A 22,910-nucleotide genomic window follows, 5' to 3' on the forward strand; every position below is an offset into this window, starting at 1 on the left:
TTTTACACGGTACGGTTCTTGTTCAGCCATTCAATATCATCGCCCAAAGCTTGTGCGAGGGTGGCTTCCATATGACGAAAACGGCGGATCAGTTCTTCTCCGAAGGGTGTGAGGACTGCGCCGCCGCCTTGTTTGCCGCCACGCTGAGAGGTGACGGAAGGTTCACTGAACATGGAGTTCAGGGCATCAACCAGCTGCCATGCACGGCGATAGGACATATCCATGGCGCGCCCTGCCGCTGATATTGAGCCGGTGTCGCGAATATGTTCAAGTAGCTGGATCTTGCCGCGCCCCAGCCGCGCATTTTCAGGAAAATCAATCCGCAATACCGGCTTCAGCAAAGCGATATCCTGTTGTGCCATGATTGGTTCTCCGTTCTGTCTTCAAAAATTAATTGCTTAAAAAGTCGGCGGTGTACAGGCGCTGATAACGTCGCAGGCCACCGGCCCGACACAACGAAACCGGTGCGGGCGCCGGCTTTCAAAATAATAACCGTCACCTGGTCCCAATATACGCCTCTCACTGTCGACAGTCACTTCCAGACGACCGGCAATAACAATGCCACCTTCCTCACCTTCATGCACCAGTGGTACTTTGCCGGTATCCGCGCCCGGCTCATACCGTTCTTTGAGAATTTGCAGCGCCCGCCCGAACAAGGTGTCGCCCAGCTGCCGGTAGGAGATTTTGCCTTTGCCGATCTCGACAAACTCCTCAGACTGATAAAACGCCTTTTGTGGCATATCCGGTTGCAGGGCGAAAAACTCCGACATGCCGATCGGCAGGCCGTCGAGAATGCGTTTCAACGCGCCGACAGAAGGATTGGTCTGATTGGCCTCAATCAGCGAAATCGTGGCATTGGTTACACCGCTGCGCTTTGCCAGTTCGCGCTGCGACAGACCTGATTTTTCACGGATGAAGCGCAAACGGCCGCCAATATCGATCTCACCGGTCATGGGTATCTGTTTCCGCTGTTGAGGTTGTTAAATATTTTAAACATTTTATATTTTTTGCCAAGCAGATCAAGGTGATAATGAGCGCAAGAAATAGACTTGTTTCGCTCTCCGAAGCATGGCCAACTCTTAGCCACATATAAGGGAGAGGACGGTTTTCCGTTTGGAAAATTGCGCCGGCGAGGAGCGAAACAATGACTGATTTAACCAATAGTCCTAAGCTTGACAGTTTCTGGATGCCGTTTACGGCAAACCGCCAGTTCAAATCTGCGCCACGTATGCTGGCTACAGCTGAAGGCATGTATTACACGGATGTGGACGGCAATTCCGTGCTGGACGGTACTGCGGGTCTGTGGTGCGTGAATGCCGGTCATGGTCGCAAGCAGATTGCCAGCGCCGTCGAAAAACAGCTTTCGACGATGGACTTCGCACCGACATTCCAGATGGGGCACAATATTGCTTTTGATTTTGCTACCCGCCTTGGTGAAATTGCACCGCGCGGCGACGGCAAAATTCTCGACCGTGTTTTCTTCACCGGCTCCGGTTCAGAATCCGTTGATACCGCACTGAAAATCGCGATTGCCTATCAGCGCGCGATTGGTCAGGGCACCCGCACCCGCGTGATCGGCCGTGAGCGCGGCTATCATGGTGTGGGTTTCGGCGGTATTTCGGTTGGTGGTCTGGTCAATAACCGCCGCGTGTTTCCGCTGCTGCCGGGGGCTGACCATCTGCGCCATACCCATGATCTTGAGAAAAATGCTTTCAGCAAAGGTCAGCCGGAACACGGTGCCGAACTGGCGGATGATCTGGAACGCATGGTCGCGCTGCATGGTGCGGAAACCATTGCCGCGGTGATTGTAGAGCCGCTGGCCGGTTCAACAGGTGTGCTGGTGCCGCCAAAAGGTTATCTGGAACGCCTTGCTGCTATTGCCAAGAAACACGGTATTTTGCTGATCTTTGATGAAGTGATCACCGGTTTCGGTCGTCTTGGTTCACCATTTGCTTCGGATTATTTTGGTGTTACGCCGGATCTGATCACCACCGCAAAAGGTCTGACCAATGGTGCCATTCCGATGGGCGCTGTCTTTGCCAGCCGTCATATTTATGATGGTCTGATGCACGGGCCTGAAGGCGCGATTGAACTGTTCCACGGCTATACTTATTCCGGCCATCCGGCAGCCTGTGCGGCAGGGATTGCAACGTTGGATATTTATGCGGAAGAAGGGCTGCTGACCCGCGCTGCCGAACTGGCGGATGACTGGCAGGAAGCGATCCATTCGCTGAAAACCGCGAAAAATGTGATTGATATCCGCACTCTTGGTTTGGTGGCCGGTATTGAACTGTCTTCGCGTGACGGTGCTGTTGGCGCACGCGCCTATGATGTGTTCACCGATTGCTTCAAAAAAGGCCTGCTGATCCGCGTGACCGGTGATGTGATTGCCCTGTCTCCTCCGCTGATCGTCAGCAAAGAAGAAATCGCCAAAATCGTTTCGATCCTTGGTGATGCGATCAATCGCGTATCGTAAGTTTTAGACATGAAAAAGCCCCGAAGATGATTTCTTCGGGGGCTTTTTTAATGCTTAAATTATTTCGCGCTGTCAGTATGCGGTGCTTCCTGCCACTTGTCCCAACCGGTCAGAATGGTTTGTGCATAGGCTTTGCCGACGCGATAGGCATTGGTGGTTGCCAGTTTAAAGCCGCCGGATTCTGATTTCAGCGATTCCAGAGCATCCTGATCTTCGCCCTGACGATCAAAATTTGATGCAGTACGCAGTAGGGCAATACGGTCGAAATCCAGTTTGCCAGCTTCCGATGCACGTTTCAGTGCAGTCAGAGTAGCATTATCTTCCATCTGCGAGGTGCAATAGGTGGCTTTACCATCGGTGAGCAGTTCGACCCATTTTTCCATGAACAGAGCCATTTTAATGCCGTGCCAATAGGTGTCGCTGGAGAGCGTATCGCACATGCTGACAATCGGAGCGCCGGTTGCAATATCGCCCTTGTAATGTTTGCGATAGGCTTTGGCACCGTCGCCATCGAGCAGTTCTACATCCTTGGTCACGCTGAAAGCATAATCTGTGAGTTTGGCATTCAGGGCATAAACTTCTGTACCTGCTGACCATTTGGCTTTTTCAGTCGGATTGCTGGCACCAAGTGCGAAAGAACCGGTTTCCCATGTATCCGGCACTTCGCTCTGGTCGATGCGGTGGTTGAGGTCAGCATCAACGGCAAATTTTGCCCAGTGAGCGGAGCCGAGGGTGCCGTGTTTCGGATCAACACCGGCAATACCGGCAATCAGAAAATAAGTTTTGGAGAGATCGAATTTTTCGCTGAGTGCCATGGCCGAGACCGAGCTTGCCGCATTGGCAAAACCCATGGCGGTTGTCATGTGGCACAGACCTTCGTCAGTGCAGTCAACATTCGGATATTCCGGATTAAGACCGGCCAGCTTGATCTGCTGCGTGAATTTCTCGCCCTCAGCCCAAGGTTTGGCTTCCTGACCGAACATGGTGATAACCATGACTTTCGGTGCAATTTTAGCAGTATCCTGCGCCAGCGCCGGAGCAGCCAGTGCGGCAGAAAATGTAATAGCGGTAAGAGCGGAGGCAGAGAGGAGAAGAGCGCGCAATTCTGAATACCTTCGATGATATGACATTGGTCAGTTTCATCCGTGGTGACAGGTGCGTTGCGATCATGACTGATCAGACTTTAACTGCTGGCCGGAAAGAAACTGATCTTGCGTCTTGTACGCGATCTGCTTTGAGAGCGAAACCGGAATCTCTGCCGGAAACTTGTCGCAAGTCTGTTTGTCACAGGCAGAAGAGAGCTTCTGTGATTACAAGATCTTCTTTGCCTGCAGAAAAGAATACAGAGGGATATTTCATCTCTGCTCGTAAAAAGAAATCAAATTCCAATAATTGCTGATCGTGGAAAATTATCCCTCTTGGAGATGCGGGAAACCGCTCCTATGATGCTGTTTTTAAACTGGTCAATGATCCCATGCTGCAAGTGCCTGCCTATATGCTCACAACCGGTCCGGTACCGGCCTATCCGGAAGTTCTTCGGGCATTAGGGCAGCCGGTTTTGTATGATTACATCGATGCATTTCAGGCCTTTTATCAAAGCGTGATTGAGAAGCTGGCGCAGGTCATGCGCACCGGCAATCAACCGGTGATTATGCAGGGTGAGGCTATTCTTGGTATTGAGGCGGCAGCTGCGGGTCTGATCGCCCGTCAGGATGTGGTGCTCAATCTTGTCTCCGGTGTCTATGGCAAAGGGTTCGGCCCCTGGGCTGCGCGCTACGGTCGTGAAGTCATTGAACTGGCAGTGGATTATGATGATGTGATTGATCCGCAAGCCGTGGAGGCAGTACTTAAACAGCGCCCTGACATCAGCATAATTGCCGTTTGCCATCACGATACACCTTCGGGCACACTCAACCCGCTGGCGGAAATCGGTGCCATTGCCGCACGTCACGGCGCTTATCTGATTGTCGATGCGGTCTCATCTTTTTGTGGCATGGATGTGCATCCTGAAGCTGTACATGCGGATATTTTCATTACCTCTCCGTCCAAATGTCTGGGCAGTACACCGGGTCTGACGCTCGCGGCAGTGAGTGAACGTGCATGGCAGAAAATGGCGGCGAACCCTGATGCACCACGGGCATCGTTTCTGAGCCTTTTGGACTGGAAAGACGCTTGGCGTGCAGGCAATGCTTTTCCGGTCACCCCGTCTGTTGCGGAAATTTATGCTCTTAACACAGCGCTCGATCTTTATTTGGCGGAAGGCGATTCAAACGTCTGGGCACGCCATGCGCAAACGGCGCAAATCGCCCGTGAAGGTGTTAAAGCATTGGGGCTGGAATTATGGCCGCGTCAGGAAATCTATGCTGCACCGACTGCGACCGTGTTCAAATTGCCGGATGGCATCAGCGATGTGGCTTTGCGCGATCTGATGCTACACGACCATGATGTGCTGGTGTCGCTGGGTCGTAAGGATACGGCTGGTAAGGTTTTGCGTATCGGGCATATGGGGGCATCAGCGCAACCGGAATTTGCGGCAAAGGCTGTTGAGGCTTTGGCCGGTGCATTGAAAAAACGTAAGATTTAAGCGGTTACAGAGGGACAGGGTATTATGACAAGATTGACACTGAATCGACGTGCTCTGCTGGCGGGAACTGCCGGTGTTGTGGCATTGTCTGTTCTGCCGCGTTTTGCTTTCGCACAAACGGCTGAAAAACAGGCCTCCGTTGAGCCGGTGCGCGGTGGTCGTCTGGTTGTGGCCGCAGACAGCGAACCGGCCAATCTCAATCCGGCAATTGTGGCCTCAAACGGCGTTTTCTATGTGGCGAGCAAGGTTGTCGAGACTTTGGCCGAGCAGGCTTATGTCGATGCCCAGCATCCGGATGGTTTGAAGCCATTGCTGGCGACCAGTTGGGAAGGCTCGGCAGATGGTTTGTCTGCCACATTCAAACTGCGTGAAGGCGTGACATGGCATGACGGCAAGCCGTTCACCTCTGCCGATGTGGCTTTCTCGGCGCTGGAAGTCTGGAAGAAACTGCAAAATCTTGGCCGCTCAGTTTTCAAAAATCTGCAAAATGTTGAGACACCGGATGAGCATACGGCTGTCTTCCGCTTTTCCGAGCCGACACCATTTCAGCTGATCCGTAATGCGCTGCCGGTAGTGACTTCGGTACTGCCGAAACATCTCTATGAAGACATGGATATTGCGAAAAACCCTGCTAATGAGAAACTGGTGGGCACGGGGCCGTTTGTCTATGGCGATCACAAACCGGGCGAATATTACCTGCTGAAGCGCAATGAAAATTATTGGGACAAACAAGCACCTGCGCTGGATGAGATTATCTATCAGGTACTACCGGATCGCGCTTCTGCGGGCAATGCGCTGGAAGCAGATCAGATCCAGCTGGCTGCTTTCTCTGCAGTGCCGCTGGCTGATCTGGAACGAATTTCCAAAGTGCCGGGGCTGAAAGTCTATGCCAATGGCTATGAGGCGCTGACCTATCAGTTGAGTGTGGAACTTAATCATCGCCGCAAAGAACTGGCTGATCTGAAAGTACGCCAAGCTATCGCCCATGCGATTGACAAAGATTTCGTGGTCAAGACGATTTTCCTTGGTTATGCCAAGCCAGCGACAGGGCCGGTACCGGCTTTTGACACGGTGTTTTATGCGCCGGATACGCAGCAATATGTCTTTGATATTGCCAAGGCTGAAAACCTGCTAGATGAGGCTGGTTATAAAAAAGGCGCTGACGGTTTCCGCTTTAAGCTGAAGCTGTTGCCTGCACCATTCTTCAATGAAACCAAGCAATTCGGCGATTATCTGCGTCAGGCTTTGGTGAAAATCGGCATTGATGCAGTGATTGTTGCCAATGATTCACCGGCACATCTCAAAGCGGTCTACACCGATCATGATTTTGATATTGCTGTGGCTACGCCGGTTTACCGTTCTGATCCGGCAATCTCGACAACAGTGCTGTTTCAGAGCGGCTTGCCTGCCGGTGCGCCATTTACCAACCAATATGGCTATAAGAATGAGGCGGTCGATGCGCTGATTGCCAAAGGCGCAGTGACTTTGGACGACAAAGCGCGAGCAGGCATCTATCAGGATTTGCAGCGTCTGGTGGCAGAAGACCTGCCGCTGATCAATGTTGCAGATTTCTCGTTCATTACGGTTGCCAGCGAACGCGTGCAGAATGTCTCGGATAATCCGCGCTGGGCGGTGTCCGGCTGGGCGAATACCGGTTTGCAAGAGTAAATATCAGTGCCGTTTCTCCTCCGTCGTCTTGGCAGTATCCTTCCGGTTCTGGGCATTGTTCTGGTGGGCAGCTTTCTTATTCTGGAAGCTGCCCCCGGCGATGCTGTGGATGCTTATGTGGCACAGATGGGCGGGGCGGATGCGCAGCAGCTTGAAGCTTTGCGCCAGTCATGGGGATTAGATCAGGGGCCGTTGCAGCGGTTCTTTGCCTATGTCACGGCGCTGTTCTCCGGTGATTTCGGCTGGTCTTCGGCCTTTCAGCGTCCGGTGCTTGATGTTATTCTGGAGCGGCTTCCGGCAACATTATTGCTGATGGGCGTATCGACATTTTTGGCATTCTTTGCCGGTTCTCTGCTTGGCATCGTGGCCGGTGCCAAACCGCATTCCAGGCGTGACCGATTGTTATCGCTGACCTCGCTGACGCTTTATGCCGTGCCGGGTTTCTGGCTGGGCTTGGTGCTGATCGTGATCTTCGGCGTAACATTGCGCTGGCTGCCAATCGGCGGGCTGGAAACCATTGCGTCCGGCAAAACAGGACTGGCCAGAGCGGCAGATATCAGTCGCCATTTGATCCTGCCTGTTGCGGCACTCTCCAGTGTTTATCTCACGCTCTATCTGCGGCTGATGCGGGATCGCATGGCCGATCTGCATCAGGAAATGTTTGTGCAGGCGCTTAAAGCACGCGGTATTTCCTCACGCCGTATCATCTGGCGACACATTGCCCGTAATGCGGTTTTACCGGTGGTGACAATGTTAGGCCTGCAAGCCGGTGTGATGCTTGGCGGCAGTGTGGTGATTGAGAGTGTCTTTGCCATTCCGGGCTTCGGACGTCTCGCCGCAGAAGCCGTTGCCAAACGCGATACGGCCTTGCTGCTGGGTGACATTCTGTTTGGTGCTTTTGCAGTGATCATTGCCAATCTGCTGGTTGATCTGGCCTATGCGCGGCTTGATCCGCGGGTGCGGAGCCAGCGCCAATGAAGTTTTTCCAGGCTTTGGACAGACAGGGTAAAGCCGGTATTGGCCTTCTGATACTTTTAGGATTGATGGCGCTGTCTGCACCATTGCTGTTTGCCGGTGATCCGCTGGCGATTGCCGGAGACCCGCTGATACGGCCATTCACAGATCACGCTCATTGGCTCGGGACAGACCGGCTGGGGCGCGATGTGCTGGCAGGTCTGTTTCATGGTGCACGAACGACTCTGCTGGTGGCGCTGAGCTCAGCAGCGGCAGCGCTGATTGCCGGTAGTCTGGTCGGCACATTGGCTGGTTTTCTCGGTGGTTTTGCCGATAATGTTCTGATGCGGATCACTGAGGCGTTTCAGACTGTGCCGGGCTTTTTGCTGGCGCTGGCGATGATTAATGTGCTGGGGCCGAGCATTCCGACGCTGATTATTGCAATCAGCATCGGCAGTTGGACGCAGGCTGCGCGAGTGACGCGGGCTGAAGTGCTGTCTCTGCGTGAGCGCGATTTCGTCGCCGCTGCCCGTACGCTGGGGCAGGGGCCGTTCTCCATTGCTTTTCGGGAAATTCTGCCCAATGCCTTCGGCCCTGCGGCATCGCTGGCAGCCGTTTCGGTCGCGGCGGCTATTCTGATTGAAGCCTCACTGGCCTTCTTAGGCTTTGGCGATCCGAACAGTGTGACATGGGGCACGATGATTGCTGAGGGACGCAGCGTGTTGCGCTCAGCGCCTTATCTATCCATCATTCCGGGGCTGGCATTGGTGGTGACTGTTCTTGCCGTGCATCTCACCGGACAGGCGCTAACCCGCCGCCCATCATCAGCGAGGGAGCACAGCAATGTCTGAGGTCTTTCTTGCCGTACAGGATTTGACGGTTCGTTACGGGGCGCAAACTGTGCTGCATCCGGTCAGCTTTGAACTAAGGCAAGGTGAAAGGCTAGCGCTGATTGGTGAAAGTGGTTCCGGTAAAACCACATTGGCCATGGCGATTGCTGGTCTCTTGCCCGCTAATGCTAAAACTGCCGGTTCAATCCATTTTCCGGCTTTAGCGCATGAGCCGCGTGCGGGGCGCGATATCGGCGTGGTGTTTCAGGATCCTGATGGTTCGCTTGATCCGATGATGCGGGTGGGCGATCAGATTGCCGAAGTGATTGTCACGCATCTTAAAACTTCCTGGACTGAAGCTCGCCAAAGAGCGGCAGAACTGATGCGGCAGGTGCAGATTGCGGACAGTCAGCAGCGCTTACGCAGCTATCCGCATGAATTCTCCGGCGGGCAGAAACAGCGTATTGCCATTGCCGCAGCTTTGGCTGCACAGCCGCAATTGCTGATCGCAGACGAGCCGACCAGTGCGCTGGACACGGTGGTGCAAAATCATGTGGCGCAATTGCTGGATGGTCTGGTGCGGGCGCAAGGGCTGACAATGCTGTTTGTGACCCATGATATCGCGCTGGCCTCACAACTGGCCGATAGAATTGCCGTGCTTTATCGCGGGAAGCTGGTGGAGCTCGGCACGGCTGAACAAGTGATCACCGCGCCGCAGCATGATTATACCAAAGCCTTGCTGGCAACCCATATCGGGCTGGACTGGCAAAAGCAGCCGCGCCTGCCTGAGATTGACGGTGTGTTATGAGAGAGGTTTTGCAGATTGCCGGTCTCAATAAGGCCTTTGGCAAAGATTCGTCAAAAGGTTTGAAAAATATCAACCTGACACTTCATGCCGGTGAGACACTGGCGCTGGTCGGGCGTTCCGGCTCTGGTAAAAGTACTTTGGCACGACTGATTATGCGGCTGAACGAACCGGATAGCGGCAAGATTATTCTCAACGGCACGGATATGACAGTCCTTCAGGGCAGTGCGCTGCGGGAGAAGCGTGCTCAATTCCAGATGGTGTTTCAGGACCCTTTGGCGGCTTTTAACCCGCGCCATACGATCAGCCAGATCTTACAGGTGCCGCTGGTTCTGCATGGCAGTCAGCAGCATACGAACCAGCAAATTGCTGAAGTCTTGCAACGGGTTGGTCTGACAGCGGATATGGCTGACCGCTACCCGCGTGAACTCTCCGGTGGTCAGCGTCAGCGTGTGGCGATTGCCCGCGCACTGTTGTGCAAGCCTGACCTGATTGTGTTGGATGAACCCGTATCGGCTTTGGACATATCAGTGCGTGCGAAAATCCTTAATCTGCTGGCCGATTTACAGCGCGATAATGGCATTGCCTATCTGTTTATATCGCATGATCTGGCACTGGTACGGGCTTTTTGTGACCGGATGCTGGTGTTGCATGAGGGCGAGATTGTTGAGCAGGGTGTGCCGGATGAGGTACTGCAAAACCCGCAGACCGAGCCGACGCGGCAACTGGTTGATGCCGTTCCAAAACTTATAACTGAATTCGGCAAATCTTAACGGCGAAATCAATGAAGTGTCGCAGAGCTGGCAGAATGCGCCCGCTTTTCCGGTAAAACAGATGCACCGGTACCGCTGGTAATTCATAATCCGGCAGCAGGCGGATCAACTCGCCGGAGCTGATCATATCCTCAACCATATAATGATGCAGAGAAACAATGCCCGTACCTTGGTAGGCAGCCTGCCGCATGGCCGATGTATCATTGAGGCGCAGAACTGTGCGCATTGCCACGTCCTGATGATCCCTGAATATCAGCCTGTTCGGGTGGCGGCGCATCGTATGGGCAATCAGATAATGTTCGCTCAGATCATCCGGTTGTTGCGGGTGACCATGGCGCTCCAAGTAGGACGGTGCGGCACAGAGCCAATAGGCAGTCTTGCCGATGGAGCGCTGGATCAGCCCGGCATTGCCTTGCATGGTCATGCCGAAAATCAGGTCGATATTCTCCTGTTCAATATCCGGAAAGCGCTCTGCCAGTTCCAGATCAAGGGTAATATGCGGAAAGCGGCTGGTAAATTCGTGTAAGTGCGGCAGCAAAAATTGCGCGGCCAGCGGTCTTGCAGCGACAACACGCAAAGTACCGGATGGCTCACCGCGCATTTCCGAAAGATAACGGCTTTCACGCTCGCTCAGAAGGCGCAAAGTCTCGGCCGCATAATCTTTGAAAATCCGGCCTGCCGGTGTCAGCTGCATGCGCCGTGTGGTGCGTTCAATCAGCCCCAGTTCCAGCTGGTTCTCTAGCATTGTCAGTTGTTTGCTGACGGCAGGAGCGGTGAGCCCAAGTTTTTTGGCCGCCGCAGCAATGCTGCCAGCCTCGGCAATATCCAGAAAAACTTGCATCTGCTGTGGTGAAGCGCGAAAATTTGGCGACATCTATTCGTAACTTTAAGTTATGAAATCGTAATTTTAACAAGGCTTATGTTACTTATTAGATTGTTTTAAGGACTGGCGCAAATTCTGGATAAAGAAAGGAATGCGCCATGACCACATTGGCTGCGCAAACGGAAACACTCCGTAAAACACCGGCTTTGCTGCTTCTGGCGCTGCTGGTTACACTGCCGCAAATCGGTGAAACAATTTACACGCCCTCTCTGACCGATATGGCGCAGGGTCTGAATATTTCCGCATCGACAGCGCAAACAACACTGAGCATCTTTTTTGCCGGTTTTGCGCTTGGCGTTTTATGCTGGGGGCAGGTGTCCGATCACATCGGGCGACGTAAAACCATGATCATCACACTGGCACTGTATCTACTGGGTTGCCTGATCTGTCTTTCTGCATCCTCGTTATGGGTGCTTAATAGCGGACGTTTCATTCAGGCTTTCGGCGCGGCCAGTTGCTCGGTGGTGATTCAGTCTGTCTGCCGAGAGGCATTCAGCGGTGAGCGCCGCGTGGTTGTTTTCACAACAATCGGTATGCTCATTCCTGTTTCTGCGGCGGCGGGGCCGTTTATCGGGGGGCTGAGTGTCACGCTCGGTGACTGGCGTACCGCTTTCATGGTGTTACTGGTGCTCGGTGCTGTCTCTCTGGTGCTGGTCTGTGCAGCTTTTCCTGAAACTCTGGTGAAGCAGAACCATAAATCATCCCTGATGCAGATTTGGGCACGGATGCTGCGCGATGGGCAGGTGATCGGCACTGGTTTGCTGATCGGTATCGGTAACGGGATTATTTTCAGCTTCTATGCGGAAGCACCGTTTCTGCTGATCAATATGCAGGGCTTGTCGCCCGTTACCTATGGGACGCTTTGTATGCTGGTCGTGTCCGGCAGTATCTGGGGTGGTATGGCAATGCGCCGTTTGAATACGGCAGGCTATACAAGTCAGACGGTGATGATGGCTGGTATTCTGCTGTTGGCTTGTGCCGCTGCCGGTTTGCTGGTCGTGAGCCTGCTGACAATGGGACAGCTTTATCTTGTGTTGTTTACCGGTTTTTCCGTACTGTTGTTTGCCGGATTTACCCTTCTGACAACCGCCTGTTTGCATGGCGTCTTGCAGCACTATCACGATGCTTTGGGCACGGCAGGCGCTTTGCTTGGCCTGTTTTATTATGCGGTGATCACAGCGCTTACAGAGGGCATGGCATTGCTGCACAGTGGCTCAGCGCTGGTTTTCCCGAGCTATGCGCTGGGGCTGAGTGTGGTTGCCGCAGTCATATTCTTCGTTTGTGTTTACAAGACACGGATAACCGGCTTTAAAGCCTGATACAGCGCGGTATAGCGTTGATAGGCTGTTTCATAAGCCGCATGGAGTTTTTTATCCGGCTCAATGGTTTTGATAATCTGCGGGCTGGTGCAAATAGCCAGAGCATCAGCATTTTCAGCAGCAATCAGTCCAAGACGTGCAGCCCCGAAAGCCGCGCCGAAATCACCGTCGGCAGGCAGATGAACCGGCATATTCAGAGCGGTAGCCAGTGCTTTCAGCCAATAGGTCGAGCGTGAGCCGCCGCCGATAGCCATAACACTTTCAAGCTGTGTGCCGGCTTTTGCCAGAGCTTCCAGATTGTTACGGAAGGCAAAAGCCACACCTTCAAGCACGGCTTGAGTGAGTGCCACACGATTGTCGCTATGGCTGATCCCTGTGAAACTGCCGCGGATCAGGCTGTCATTATGCGGGGTGCGCTCGCCGGAAAGATAAGGCAGAAAACTCACTTCTGACGGAGCCTGCAGATCATCGCCGAGTTCCTGCGTTAGCGCCGCAGCTTCATGGCCGGTAATGGTGCTGTACCAGTTCAGGGCATCGGTCGCGGAGAGGATAACGCCCATCTGGTGCCATGTCTGCGGCAGAGCATGGCAGAACGCATGAACGGCACTGTCAGGACGCGGTAGAAAACTGTCATTGGCGGCAAATAACACACCGGATGTGCCGAGTGAGGCAAAAGCCTGTCCGGCTTTCACCGTGCCGATACCACAGGCGGATGCCGCATTGTCACCGGCACCACCGGCAACCACTACACCTGATGCCATGCCCCATTGCTGACACAGCTCTGCGCGCAATGTGCCGGAGACATCCGTGCCTTCGACAAGGCGCGGCATCTGGCTTTCATCAAGCTCTGTTGCTGCCAGCAGGTCAGTCGACCATTTGCGTTGTGCCACATCCAGCCATGATGTGCCGGACGCATCGGACATTTCGCTGACATGCTCTCCGGTCAGCCACAGACGCAGATAATCTTTCGGCAGCAGGATCTTTTTAATGCGGGCAAAAATCTCCGGTTCATTGTCCTTCACCCAAAGCAATTTCGGCGCGGTAAAACCCGGAAAGACAATATTGCCGGTCAAGGCGCGGAATTGCGGATCAGCATCCAGTTGCGCAGCTTGGGCGTGGCTGCGTGTATCATTCCAGAGAATGGCGGGGCGCAACACTTGATCCTGCGCATCCAGCAGAACCGCGCCATGCATCTGGCCGGAAAGGCCGATGCCGCGCACATTCGAAAGCGCAGTGCCATGTTCCGCTTTTAGCCGGGTGATTGCTGCTTCTGCTGCCTTTATCCAGTCTTGTGGCTGTTGCTCAGACCAGCTTTGATGCGGTCGGGAAACATGGAGCTCTGCATGGGCAGAGGCGATAATGCTTTGTTTCTCGTCGATCAGCAGTGCTTTGAGGCCGGACGTGCCGAGGTCAAGACCGAGATAAAATGCCATGCTGCTGATCCTGTGACTGGAATTGTGAACAGGCCGCAGCTAACGACAGAAACTTAATGCAGGCAATAGTTTTTATTCTTCATTGAGCGACATGCTCTCGATAGAAAACTCCATGCGATCAGCCGCAAAGCGAGTTGTTGAATATTCCACCGGCACGCCATTGGTATCGACATTGACCGATTGCGCCGTGAGCACAATCGCCCCCGGTGTGAGCTTCAGGTGCAGCAGATCCTGTCCGTTGGCGTGCTGGGCGGAAATCAGTGTGGATTTGCGGAAATAATCCTCAACGCCCGATTGCTTCAGTGCTTTTGTGACTGAGCCGCTGCTCTTGTAAAATTCATCAAATTGCGGAAAACGCTGTTGGTCAAACCAGCTGTCAGACATGGAAACCGGCTGACCATCAGCAATGGACAGGGTTTCAAAATAATGCACTTGCGCATTTTCATCACTAAGCTGCAAAGCATGGGCGACTTCGGCTGAGGGCTTTTCAACCCTGTGCGACAGGATGATCCGCTCCTGCTGTGTGATCTGTTCGGCCAGACTGGTGGACATGCGCGTGCGCTTGCTGATGGGATAGGTCAGGCGTTTGGCATTGGCGATAAATGTGCCACGCCCTTGCTCTGCCCGTAACACACCTTCCTGTGTCAAAGCCGCAATCGCACTGCGCACCGTATGGCGATTGACGCCAAAGCGGGCAGCCAGTGTCATTTCCGGCGGCAGCTTCTCGCCGCGCTTGAAATGCCCGTGTTTAATTTCCCTGCGAATTTCATCGGCAATCTGACGCCAGACGGCCACACCGCTGTTTCGGGCGATTTTTGTTGTCTCTGCCATTTAATTTGCCGCAGCTCCGCTGATTGTCATGTGCTTGTCACTAAGAGTGTTTAAGACAATAATTAATGTCTAGTTGTATAGATAAATAGACAATTTAGAGCGGTGTGTCAAATGAAGAATGAAACCGAGAATTTACCCGAAAAGCTGCAAGGCGAACGGCGCAAGGTCGCCGCTTTGCTGGCAAAGGCAGAATTGAAGGAGCTGGCTTCCTTCTGGAGTAATCAAGCAGAGCAGCCGCAGGTTGATGTGTTGCGCGGCCCTGAAACCGGACTGGTGATGGTGCGTGGCCGTATCGGTGGTGGCGGTGCCCCGTTCAATCTGGGCGAAACGACTGTGACCCGTGCAACTGTGCGTGTGTCGTCAAGCTCCTCAGAGGGGCTGGTTGGGCATTCCTATGCACTGGGACGCGATCATGAAAAAGCGCGTCTGGCAGCGATTGCCGATGCTTTGTGGCAGGCGCCGCAGAGCCGCGAGATCGTTGAGCGTGATCTGTTGCAGAAAATTGCGCAGCGTCTTGATGCCCGTGCCACACAGCGTCGCCGTGAAGCGGCGGCAACGAAAGTGGACTTCTTCACCATGGTTCGGGGAGACGACTAATGGCTTTTGATAATCAGGCTTTTGAAGGTGGTTTCACTGACGCCGTTTATGATGCGCAGACCTGCTTCCGTGCATTGATGGATGCTTTGGCCAATCCGGGCACGATCCAGCCGCTGACTGCCGAAACGCAGCCGCCATTGCCGCTGACACCGGAGCTCGGTGCTATTGCGCAGGCATTGTTCGACCATGACACCAAGGTTTGGCTCGACAGTCGTTTGGCTGCAAGCAGCGCTGTGCGTGAATGGCTCGCATTTCAGACTGGCTTTGAGCTGGTTTCCGAAGTTGGTGAGGCGAATTTCGCGCTGGTCAGCGACGTTGCCCACATGCCGCCGCTGGATGTTTTTGCCAAAGGTACATCGGAATATCCGGATCGCTCAGCCACTATCGTTATGGCGGTAGAAGGTTTCGAGGGTGCGCAGACTTTGCAGCTTCAGGGGCCTGGTATTGAGCATGTCCGTGACTTTGCACCAAGTGCTTTACCGGTACGTTTCAATGAACAATGGGCGGCTAATACTGCCTTGTTCCCGCGTGGTGTGGATCTGGTTTTTGCAGCATCCAAAACTGTTGCCGCACTGCCGCGTAGTACCAAACTCATAAAAAACGGAAATTGAACCATGTATGTTGCAGTTAAAGGCGGTGAAGCCGCTATTCAGAATGCACATCAGTTGCTGGGTGACCGCCGCCGTGGTGACCGCTCAGTACCGGCATTGCAGCTGGAGCAGATTGTGGAGCAGCTGGGTCTGGCCGTCGACCGTGCTATGGCCGAGGGTGCGCTTTATGATCGTGAGCTGGCAGCGCTGGCAATCCGCCAATCGCGCGGTGATCTGATTGAAGCGATTTTTCTGGTGCGTGCCTATCGTACAACCTTGCCGCGCTTCGGCTATTCCGAGCCGCTTGATACAGCGCAGATGCTGACCGAGCGCCGCATTTCCGCAACCTTTAAAGACCTGCCGGGCGGCCAGCTTCTGGGCCCGACTTTTGATTACACCCATCGCCTGCTTGATCCTGAAATGGCTGGCGATCATCCGGTGGCACAAGGCGTGCAGCGCGATGATGAGACTGTTGGCGAAGATATGCCGCGCGTGACCGATATTCTTGGTGCCAATGGTATGATCGAGCCGGATGGCGAAATGCCGGAAGGCCATGTGCCGGGCGATCTGACCCGTGAGCCTTGGACATTCCCGATGGAACGCGATCTGCGTTTGCAGGCTTTAGCACGCGGTGATGAAGGCTTCCTGCTGGCGCTGGGCTATTCCACACAGCGCGGTTATGGCCGCACGCATCCGTTTGTCGGTGAAATCCGCATCGGTGAAGTCGAGGTTGAGCTGGATGTGCCGGAACTTGGCGGTCTGGTATCGCTTGGCGCTGTGCAGGTGACTGAGTGTCAGATGGTCAACCAGTTTGCCGGTTCTGCAACACGTCCACCGCAGTTTACCCGTGGTTATGGTCTGGTGTTTGGTCAAAGCGAACGCAAGGCCATGTCGATGTCGCTCTGTGATCGCGCATTGCGCAGCGAAGAATTTGAAGAAGACATTACCGCACCGGCACAGGATGAGGAATTTGTGATTTCCCATTCCGACAATGTGCAGGCGACCGGTTTCGTTGAACATCTCAAACTGCCGCATTATGTGGATTTTCAGGCTGAGCTTGATCTTATCCGTCGTATGCGTGCCGAATATGCCAGCCACAATGATGCACAGAAGGAAGCCGCAGAATGAGCGTTCTGATGCAATATAATTTTGCTTATCTTGATGAGCAGACCAAGCGGATGATCCGCCGCGCATTGCTTAAAGCCATTGCGGTGCCGGGTTATCAGGTGCCTTTTGCGAGCCGCGAAATGCCGATGCCTTATGGCTGGGGTACCGGTGGTGTGCAGGTAACCGCTGCGGTTTTGGGCGCTGACGATACGCTGAAAGTGATCGATCAGGGCGCGGATGATACCACCAATGCCGTGTCGATCCGTGCCTTCTTTGAAAAGACGGCACAAGTTAAAGTGACGACCCGCACGGAAGATGCAACCATCATCCAGACCCGTCACCGTATTCCGGAAGCACCGCTCAAAGAAGGCCAGATCCTTGTCTATCAGGTGCCGATCCCTGAGCCGCTGCGCTTTCTGGAACCACGCGAGACAGAGACCCGCAAAATGCATGCGCTGGAAGAATACGGCCTGATGCATGTCAAACTCTATGAAGATATTGCCCGCCACGGCCATATCGCCACGACTTATGCCTATCCGGTGAAAGTCGAAGACCGTTATGTGATGGATCCTTCACCGACACCGAAATTCGACAATCCGAAAATGCATATGTCACCGGCTTTGCAGCTGTTTGGTGCAGGACGTGAGAAGCGTATTTACGCTCTGCCGCCATACACCAAAGTCGTGAGTCTCGATTTCGAAGATCATCCGTTTGAAGTACAGAAATTCGCTCAGCCTTGCGCCATGTGCGGTGCCAAGGGCGTCTATCTCGATGAAGTGGTTCTGGATGACAAGGGCGGTAGCATGTTTGTTTGCTCCGACACCGATTATTGCGAAACACGACAGGCCGATGGTCACGTTGGCCATCTCTCTGCAAATAATAAAGATATCGGACAAGTGTCCTCAGGTCTGGAGGCAGCCCAATGAGCGATATAAATCATGATACGCCTTTGCTGCGTGTAAACGGATTGTCGAAATTCTATGGCAACCGTCTTGGTTGCAGCAATGTGTCCTTTGAGCTGTATCCGGGTGAAGTGCTGGCGATTGTCGGTGAAAGCGGCTCCGGTAAGACGACACTGCTCAACTGTCTTGCTACACGCTTGCAGCCTTCAGTCGGCGCTGTTGAATATCGGATGCGTGATGGCCAGTTCCGTGATCTGTACCGGATGAGTGAGGCCGAGCGCCGCTTTCTGATGCGTACCGATTGGGGCTTTGTGCATCAGAACCCTTCTGACGGTTTGCGTATGACTGTCTCCGCCGGTGCCAATGTCGGCGAGCGTCTGATGGCTGTCGGTGACCGTCATTACGGTAAAATCCGCGAGACAGCGACGGACTGGCTTGGCCGTGTGGAAATTTCCGCCGACCGTATTGATGACCAGCCGCGTGCATTCTCCGGCGGTATGCGTCAGCGTTTGCAGATCGCCCGCAATCTGGTGACTGCACCGCGCCTGATTTTCATGGACGAGCCGACCGGTGGTCTGGACGTTTCCGTGCAGGCACGTTTGCTCGATCTGTTGCGCGGTCTGGTGGCCGATCTCGGTCTGGCTGCGATTGTTGTGACCCACGATCTGGCGGTGGCGCGTCTGTTATCGCACCGCATGATGGTGATGAAAGACGGTCATATCATCGAAGCCGGTCTGACCGACCGCGTGCTGGATGATCCGCAGGCACCTTATACACAGCTGCTCGTTTCCTCGATTTTGCAGGTTTAATCATGACTATGCCTCTTATTGTTTCGGAAGTGGCAAAGAGCTTCACCATGCATTTGCAGGGCGGTATTGCGCTGCCGGTGGTGACAAATGTATTCTTTGCGCTGAAAGCCGGTGAATGTGCTGTGCTCGGTGGCCCGTCCGGTGCCGGTAAAAGTTCGATCCTGAAAATGGTCTATGGCAATTATGCCGTGGACGAAGGCCAGATCATTCTGCGCCATCACGGTAAGCAGATTGATATTGCCTCGGCTGATCCGCGCACGGTTATGGCTGTGCGCCGTGATACGATTGGTTATGTCAGCCAGTTTTTGCGCACTGTGCCGCGTGTCAGCGCGCTGAATGTGGTGGCTGATCCGTTGTTTGCCCGTGGTGTTGATCGTGAGCAGGCGCAGGACAAAGCCCGTGAATTACTGGCTATGCTCAACCTGCCGCAGCGCCTGTGGGATCTGCCGCCAGCCACGTTCTCCGGTGGCGAGCAGCAGCGTGTGAATATTGCCCGTGGTTTCATCACCGATCATCCGGTGTTGTTGCTTGATGAGCCGACCGCTTCGCTCGATGCCAAAAACCGTGAAGTTGTTATGGAGTTGATCCGTCGCAAAAAAACAGAAGGCGTGGCGATGCTTGGCATTTTCCATGATGAAGATGTGCGTGAGGCTGTGGCTGACCGCATCATCGACGTGACCGAGTTTGCTCCGGGTTATGTACGTCAGGGAGCAGATGCATGACCAGATTGTCAGAACAGCCGTTTATCCATCCGGATACGGAAATTTCCGACAGCACATTTGGCCGCTATACGGAAATTGGTACCCGTTGTCGTATTTCTGAAACGGAAATGGGTGACTATTCCTATATTGAGCGCGACGGCATGGTCTGGTGCGCCAAGATCGGTAAGTTTGCGAATATTGCCGCTTCGGTGCGTATCAATGCCACCAATCATCCGATGTGGCGCGCAACACTGCATCACTTTACCTATCGCGCCAATGATTACTGGCCGGATGCCGAGCAGGAAGCGGATTTCTTTGAATGGCGCCGCGCTCATGAAGTGACCATCGGTCATGATACATGGCTGGGGCATGGCGTGACCGTTTTGCCCGGTGTTAAAATCGGTAATGGTGCGGTCATCGGCTCTGGTGCTGTGGTGTCCAAAGATGTGGCGCCTTATACGATTGTCGGCGGCGTGCCTGCCAAACTCATTCGTCAGCGTTTTTCCGATGCGATTGTCGAGCGTCTGGAAGCTCTGGCGTGGTGGGACTGGGATCATCAGCGCCTGCGTGATGCACTGGATGATTTCCGCAAGCTTGAAATTGAAGCTTTTCTTGAAAAGCACGGCGGCTGATAGCCAAGCTGCTGAATCCAATCGCAGAACAGAGCCGCCGGAATTTCCGGCGGCTTTTTTGTCAAAAATCTGATTCAGAACTTTCATGGAAGTGTAATCTAACTTACATTTTCATTTCATATCACGCGCCTAATTTCGCAGGGAAATTGATAGAGGGCGCTGATGCTGAAGCTTGAAAATGTAACCCGTCGTTTTGGCGGCAATACTGCGGTTGCAGATGTAAATCTGGAAATCCCGCAGGCCCAGATGGTGGGGATCATTGGCGCATCCGGTGCCGGTAAATCCACTTTGTTGCGAATGATTAATCGTCTGATTGATACATCGGACGGTTCGATTGTTTTCAAAGATCAGGACGTGTCGCGTCTGCGCGGTTCTGAGCTGCGCCGCTGGCGCAGTGATTGCGCAATGATTTTCCAGCAGTTCAATCTGGTGCCACGTCTTGATGTGCTGACCAATGTGCTGCTCGGCCGTCTTAATCAACGTTCTACAGTTAAAAGCCTGATGGGCATTTTCTCCCGTGAAGAGCGCGCACAGGCTATCGCCAATATCGAGCGTCTGGACATTGTCAAAACCGCCTTGCAGCCTGCCGGAACATTGTCCGGTGGTCAGCAGCAACGCGTGGCGATTGCCCGCGCGCTGATGCAGAACCCGAAAGTTATTCTCGCAGATGAACCGATTGCCTCGCTTGACCCGCGCAATGCGCAGGTGGTGATGAGCGCTTTGCGCGACATCAATAAGCGCGAAGGCCTGACAGTTATCACCAATCTTCACACGCTGGATACCGCACGCACCTATTGCGACCGGATCATAGGTATGCAGGGCGGACGCGTTGTGTTCGACGGAACACCGGCTGAACTCACACAACTGGCAGCGCGCCGCATTTATGGTGCCGAAGCCGATGATGAAAGCTTCTCGGAAGCTGTGACTTCAACAGCTCTGGAGCAGCCTGCACCGGAAGCTCCGGTCAGCCCGCAAGTGGCACGACAGGTCGCAAAGCTCGTTGCAGACGCACAGTAACACTCATCCAAAACCAAACGATAATCGTTTAACAGGAGAATGGTTCATGACCTTCAAGAAGCTTTTGCTCGGCGCCGTTGCGCTGTCCGCAGTGGCAACCGCAACCGCAGCGCAGGCAGATAAGCCTGAAGTGTTCCGCGTTGGTATTATCGGCGGCGAAAACGAAGCTGACCGTCTGCGCAATTACCAGTGCATTATTGACCAGCTGCCAAAGGCAATCGGCGTTAAGGAAGTTAAACTGTTTCCTGCTGCCGACTATGACGGCGTTATTCAGGGTCTGCTCGGCGGCACACTGGATTATGCAGAGCTTGGCGCTTCCGGTTATGCCAAAATCTATCTGACCAAAGAAGATGCTGTTGAGCCGATCCTGACCACTGAACAGACCGATGGTTCGACCGGTTATTATTCGATCATGGTTGCCCGTAAAGACAGCGGCATCAAGACTGTTGCCGATATGAAAGGTAAGAAGCTTGGTTTTGCTGATCCGGATTCAACCTCCGGCTATCTCATTCCGGTAACCTCGCTGCCAAAAGATCTCGATGGCGCGACAGTTAAAGATTATTTCAGCGAAACCGGTTTCGGCGGCGGCCATGAAAATCTGGTTCTGGCTGTAAAAGACGGCAAGTTTGATGCCGGTACAACTTTCGGCTCCGGCGTTGGCAGCTTCGATGAAGGTTACACATCCGGTAACCTGCGCAAGATGGTCGACAAAGGCCTGATCGACATGAAAGACTTCACAGAAGTCTGGAAATCCCCGCTGATCCCGAACGGCCCGATCGTTATCCGCACAGCCATTGATGCTGATCTGAAAGCCAAGTTCAAAACCTATATGATGGATCTGCCAAAGACTGATCCGGAGTGCTTTGCTTCCACAATGGGCGGCGATTTCAAGTCCTATATCGAAGTGAACAAAGATTTCTACCAGCCGGTTATCGACGCACGTAAGTCGCAGATCGGTCAGTAAGATTAAGTTGCGGCCAGTGTCAAAGAATGATGCTGGCCGCATTTTTGTATCCTTTTTAGGCGGGCCCGATGACCCATTCTGTTTCTAAGCCATCCCTGTCCGGTGAAGCCGCTTTGGTCGAGCAGCACTGGCGGGAGCTGTCCTCCCGACGTCGTACCTATACGCTGCTGATTATCGGTGGTTTGTTTCTGGCGCTCTCCGCATCTTTGTGGTTCGCCAATGAAAGCAATGCCGGTAAATTCTGGGAGCGTCTGCCGCATTTCTTCGATTTCGTCGGTGATATGGTGCCGCGTGACGGCTGGGAAGTCTGGCGGGCTTTGTTTGATCTGCCGTCACCTTATTTCGACGGTAGCCAGAAATATGATTATGAGGCAGGCCGCGTCTATCTGTTCGGCAGCGTTTTCTATATTCCTGAATATTTCTACAAAATGCTGGAGACGCTCAATATTGCCATGATGGCAACGTTGATCGGCTTTTTCTTTGGTTTCATCCTGTGTTTTCTTGCGGCTAAAAACCTGACAACCAGCCGCGCACTGCGTTTCTTCGTGCGCCGTTATATGGAAATCCTGCGTGCTTTCCCTGAGATCGTGATTGCCGGTTTCTTTGCCGCTATTCTCTCGCTGGGGCCAATTCCTGCGATTTTCGCGGTTGGTATTCATACGATCGGTGCGCTGGGTAAGCTGTTTTTCGAAGTGGTTGAGAATGCCGATATGAAGGCCGAGGAAGGTCTGCGTGCCGTCGGTGCCAACTGGTTTGAGCGTGTCGGCTTCGGCATTGTGCCGCAAGTCATGCCGAACTTCATGTCCTATGCTTTCCTGCGTTTCGAGATCAATGTCCGTGCATCCACCATTATCGGTGCGGTTGGCGGCGGCGGTATCGGTGAGGCATTGCGCCTGTCGATCGGTCATGGCCATCAGGCAAAAACACTGGCGATTGTGTTTCTGCTGCTCGTTACAATCATTGCGGTGGATCAGACCTCTGCATGGCTGCGCGGCCGTCTTGTCGGCGCTCAGGCCTTTCAGTTCGGAGCGTAAA

24 protein-coding genes are annotated in these 22,910 nt (G+C 53.7%); 18 read left to right on the plus strand and 6 right to left on the minus strand.

Translation table 11 applies throughout. The features are described 5' to 3' along the window. Nucleotides 1-2 precede the first annotated feature (2 nt). A complete protein-coding gene (locus KHQ09_RS03435) occupies nt 3-362 on the minus strand; it encodes a winged helix-turn-helix domain-containing protein (protein ID WP_213596309.1) in 360 nt (119 codons plus the stop codon). A gap of 36 nt (nt 363-398) precedes the next feature. Then, nucleotides 399-953: a cupin domain-containing protein gene (locus KHQ09_RS03440; protein WP_213596311.1), complete on the minus strand. Its 555-nt coding sequence runs from the start codon at nt 951-953 to the stop codon at nt 399-401. A gap of 191 nt (nt 954-1,144) precedes the next feature. Here KHQ09_RS03440 and aptA point away from each other — a divergent pair, with 191 nt between their 5' ends. Further along, nucleotides 1,145-2,476 carry an omega-aminotransferase AptA gene (gene aptA / locus KHQ09_RS03445; protein ID WP_213596313.1) on the plus strand — a complete coding sequence of 444 codons (1,332 nt, stop codon included), beginning with the start codon at nt 1,145-1,147 and terminating at the stop codon, nt 2,474-2,476. 59 nt (nt 2,477-2,535) lie between these two features. Here aptA and KHQ09_RS03450 read toward each other — a convergent pair whose 3' ends face one another. Continuing rightward, nucleotides 2,536-3,606 (minus strand): purine-nucleoside phosphorylase, encoded by a 1,071-nt coding sequence (locus KHQ09_RS03450; RefSeq protein ID WP_213596315.1) that lies wholly within the window; start codon nt 3,604-3,606, stop codon nt 2,536-2,538. A 344-nt stretch (nt 3,607-3,950) separates the two neighbouring features. Here KHQ09_RS03450 and ppaT point away from each other — a divergent pair, with 344 nt between their 5' ends. Genes ppaT through KHQ09_RS03480 form a run of 6 tightly spaced genes read left to right on the plus strand, consistent with a single transcriptional unit; the run spans nt 3,951 to nt 10,090 of the window. Continuing rightward, nucleotides 3,951-5,060, plus strand: a complete 1,110-nt coding sequence (gene ppaT / locus KHQ09_RS03455) for a pyridoxamine--pyruvate transaminase (RefSeq protein WP_238481554.1) — start codon at nt 3,951-3,953, stop codon at nt 5,058-5,060. 24 nt (nt 5,061-5,084) lie between these two features. Next, nucleotides 5,085-6,728, plus strand: a complete 1,644-nt coding sequence (locus KHQ09_RS03460) for an ABC transporter substrate-binding protein (protein WP_213596317.1) — start codon at nt 5,085-5,087, stop codon at nt 6,726-6,728. After that, the gene (locus tag KHQ09_RS03465) at nt 6,729-7,706 is read left to right on the plus strand and encodes an ABC transporter permease (protein WP_213599773.1); all 978 of its coding nucleotides are present in this window, start codon (nt 6,729-6,731) and stop codon (nt 7,704-7,706) included. Next, entirely contained in the window at nt 7,703-8,533 is an 831-nt protein-coding gene (locus KHQ09_RS03470; RefSeq protein ID WP_213596319.1) for an ABC transporter permease, read from the plus strand. Before KHQ09_RS03465 ends, KHQ09_RS03470 begins: the two co-directional genes overlap by 4 nt. Then, nucleotides 8,526-9,320 (plus strand): ABC transporter ATP-binding protein, encoded by a 795-nt coding sequence (locus KHQ09_RS03475; RefSeq protein WP_213596321.1) that lies wholly within the window; start codon nt 8,526-8,528, stop codon nt 9,318-9,320. The genes KHQ09_RS03470 and KHQ09_RS03475 overlap by 8 nt, the downstream gene beginning before the upstream one ends. Beyond that, nucleotides 9,317-10,090 (plus strand): ABC transporter ATP-binding protein, encoded by a 774-nt coding sequence (locus KHQ09_RS03480; protein WP_213596323.1) that lies wholly within the window; start codon nt 9,317-9,319, stop codon nt 10,088-10,090. Before KHQ09_RS03475 ends, KHQ09_RS03480 begins: the two co-directional genes overlap by 4 nt. Here the strand turns inward: KHQ09_RS03480 and KHQ09_RS03485 are convergent. Beyond that, nucleotides 10,065-10,964, minus strand: coding sequence for a LysR family transcriptional regulator (locus KHQ09_RS03485; RefSeq protein ID WP_213596325.1), 900 nt, complete (start codon nt 10,962-10,964; stop codon nt 10,065-10,067). The genes KHQ09_RS03480 and KHQ09_RS03485 overlap by 26 nt on opposite strands. Before the next feature lie 107 nt (nt 10,965-11,071). Between KHQ09_RS03485 and KHQ09_RS03490 the strand changes: the two genes are divergently transcribed. Next, complete coding sequence (locus KHQ09_RS03490; RefSeq protein ID WP_213596327.1) at nt 11,072-12,292, plus strand: multidrug effflux MFS transporter; 1,221 nt, start codon at nt 11,072-11,074, stop codon at nt 12,290-12,292. Here KHQ09_RS03490 and xylB read toward each other — a convergent pair. Then, complete coding sequence (gene xylB / locus KHQ09_RS03495; protein ID WP_213596329.1) at nt 12,259-13,725, minus strand: xylulokinase; 1,467 nt, start codon at nt 13,723-13,725, stop codon at nt 12,259-12,261. The two genes, KHQ09_RS03490 and xylB, sit on opposite strands and share 34 nt — an antisense overlap. 72 nt (nt 13,726-13,797) lie before the next feature. After that, nucleotides 13,798-14,556, minus strand: coding sequence for a phosphonate metabolism transcriptional regulator PhnF (gene phnF / locus KHQ09_RS03500; RefSeq protein ID WP_213596331.1), 759 nt, complete (start codon nt 14,554-14,556; stop codon nt 13,798-13,800). A gap of 111 nt (nt 14,557-14,667) precedes the next feature. Between phnF and phnG the strand changes: the two genes are divergently transcribed. The 10 genes from phnG to phnE all read left to right on the plus strand — a co-directional run bounded on the left by phnG (nt 14,668) and on the right by phnE (nt 22,909). Next, a complete protein-coding gene (gene phnG, locus KHQ09_RS03505; RefSeq protein WP_213596333.1) occupies nt 14,668-15,153 on the plus strand; it encodes a phosphonate C-P lyase system protein PhnG in 486 nt (161 codons plus the stop codon). Further along, the gene (gene phnH / locus KHQ09_RS03510) at nt 15,153-15,764 is read left to right on the plus strand and encodes a phosphonate C-P lyase system protein PhnH (protein WP_213596335.1); all 612 of its coding nucleotides are present in this window, start codon (nt 15,153-15,155) and stop codon (nt 15,762-15,764) included. The genes phnG and phnH overlap by 1 nt, the downstream gene beginning before the upstream one ends. A 3-nt stretch (nt 15,765-15,767) precedes the next feature. Further along, entirely contained in the window at nt 15,768-16,871 is a 1,104-nt protein-coding gene (locus tag KHQ09_RS03515; RefSeq protein ID WP_213596337.1) for a carbon-phosphorus lyase complex subunit, read from the plus strand. After that, on the plus strand, nt 16,868-17,776 hold the full coding sequence (locus KHQ09_RS03520) for an alpha-D-ribose 1-methylphosphonate 5-phosphate C-P-lyase PhnJ (protein WP_075654159.1): 909 nt from the start codon (nt 16,868-16,870) through the stop codon (nt 17,774-17,776). Before KHQ09_RS03515 ends, KHQ09_RS03520 begins: the two co-directional genes overlap by 4 nt. Further along, entirely contained in the window at nt 17,773-18,561 is a 789-nt protein-coding gene (gene phnK, locus KHQ09_RS03525) for a phosphonate C-P lyase system protein PhnK (protein ID WP_022710285.1), read from the plus strand. Before KHQ09_RS03520 ends, phnK begins: the two co-directional genes overlap by 4 nt. 2 nt (nt 18,562-18,563) lie before the next feature. After that, nucleotides 18,564-19,283: a phosphonate C-P lyase system protein PhnL gene (gene phnL, locus KHQ09_RS03530; RefSeq protein ID WP_213596339.1), complete on the plus strand. Its 720-nt coding sequence runs from the start codon at nt 18,564-18,566 to the stop codon at nt 19,281-19,283. Next, entirely contained in the window at nt 19,280-19,894 is a 615-nt protein-coding gene (locus KHQ09_RS03535) for an LbetaH domain-containing protein (RefSeq protein WP_022710283.1), read from the plus strand. Before phnL ends, KHQ09_RS03535 begins: the two co-directional genes overlap by 4 nt. A gap of 162 nt (nt 19,895-20,056) precedes the next feature. Then, nucleotides 20,057-20,911: a phosphonate ABC transporter ATP-binding protein gene (phnC, locus tag KHQ09_RS03540; RefSeq protein ID WP_213596341.1), complete on the plus strand. Its 855-nt coding sequence runs from the start codon at nt 20,057-20,059 to the stop codon at nt 20,909-20,911. 46 nt (nt 20,912-20,957) lie between these two features. Next, on the plus strand, nt 20,958-21,875 hold the full coding sequence (phnD, locus tag KHQ09_RS03545) for a phosphonate ABC transporter substrate-binding protein (protein ID WP_022710281.1): 918 nt from the start codon (nt 20,958-20,960) through the stop codon (nt 21,873-21,875). 68 nt (nt 21,876-21,943) lie between these two features. Continuing rightward, nucleotides 21,944-22,909, plus strand: a complete 966-nt coding sequence (gene phnE / locus KHQ09_RS03550) for a phosphonate ABC transporter, permease protein PhnE (protein WP_213596343.1) — start codon at nt 21,944-21,946, stop codon at nt 22,907-22,909. Nucleotide 22,910: the final 1 nt, after the last annotated feature.

Origin of the sequence: Pseudochrobactrum algeriensis, assembly GCF_018436245.1 — a bacterium.
Lineage (GTDB): Bacteria > Pseudomonadota > Alphaproteobacteria > Rhizobiales > Rhizobiaceae > Pseudochrobactrum > Pseudochrobactrum saccharolyticum.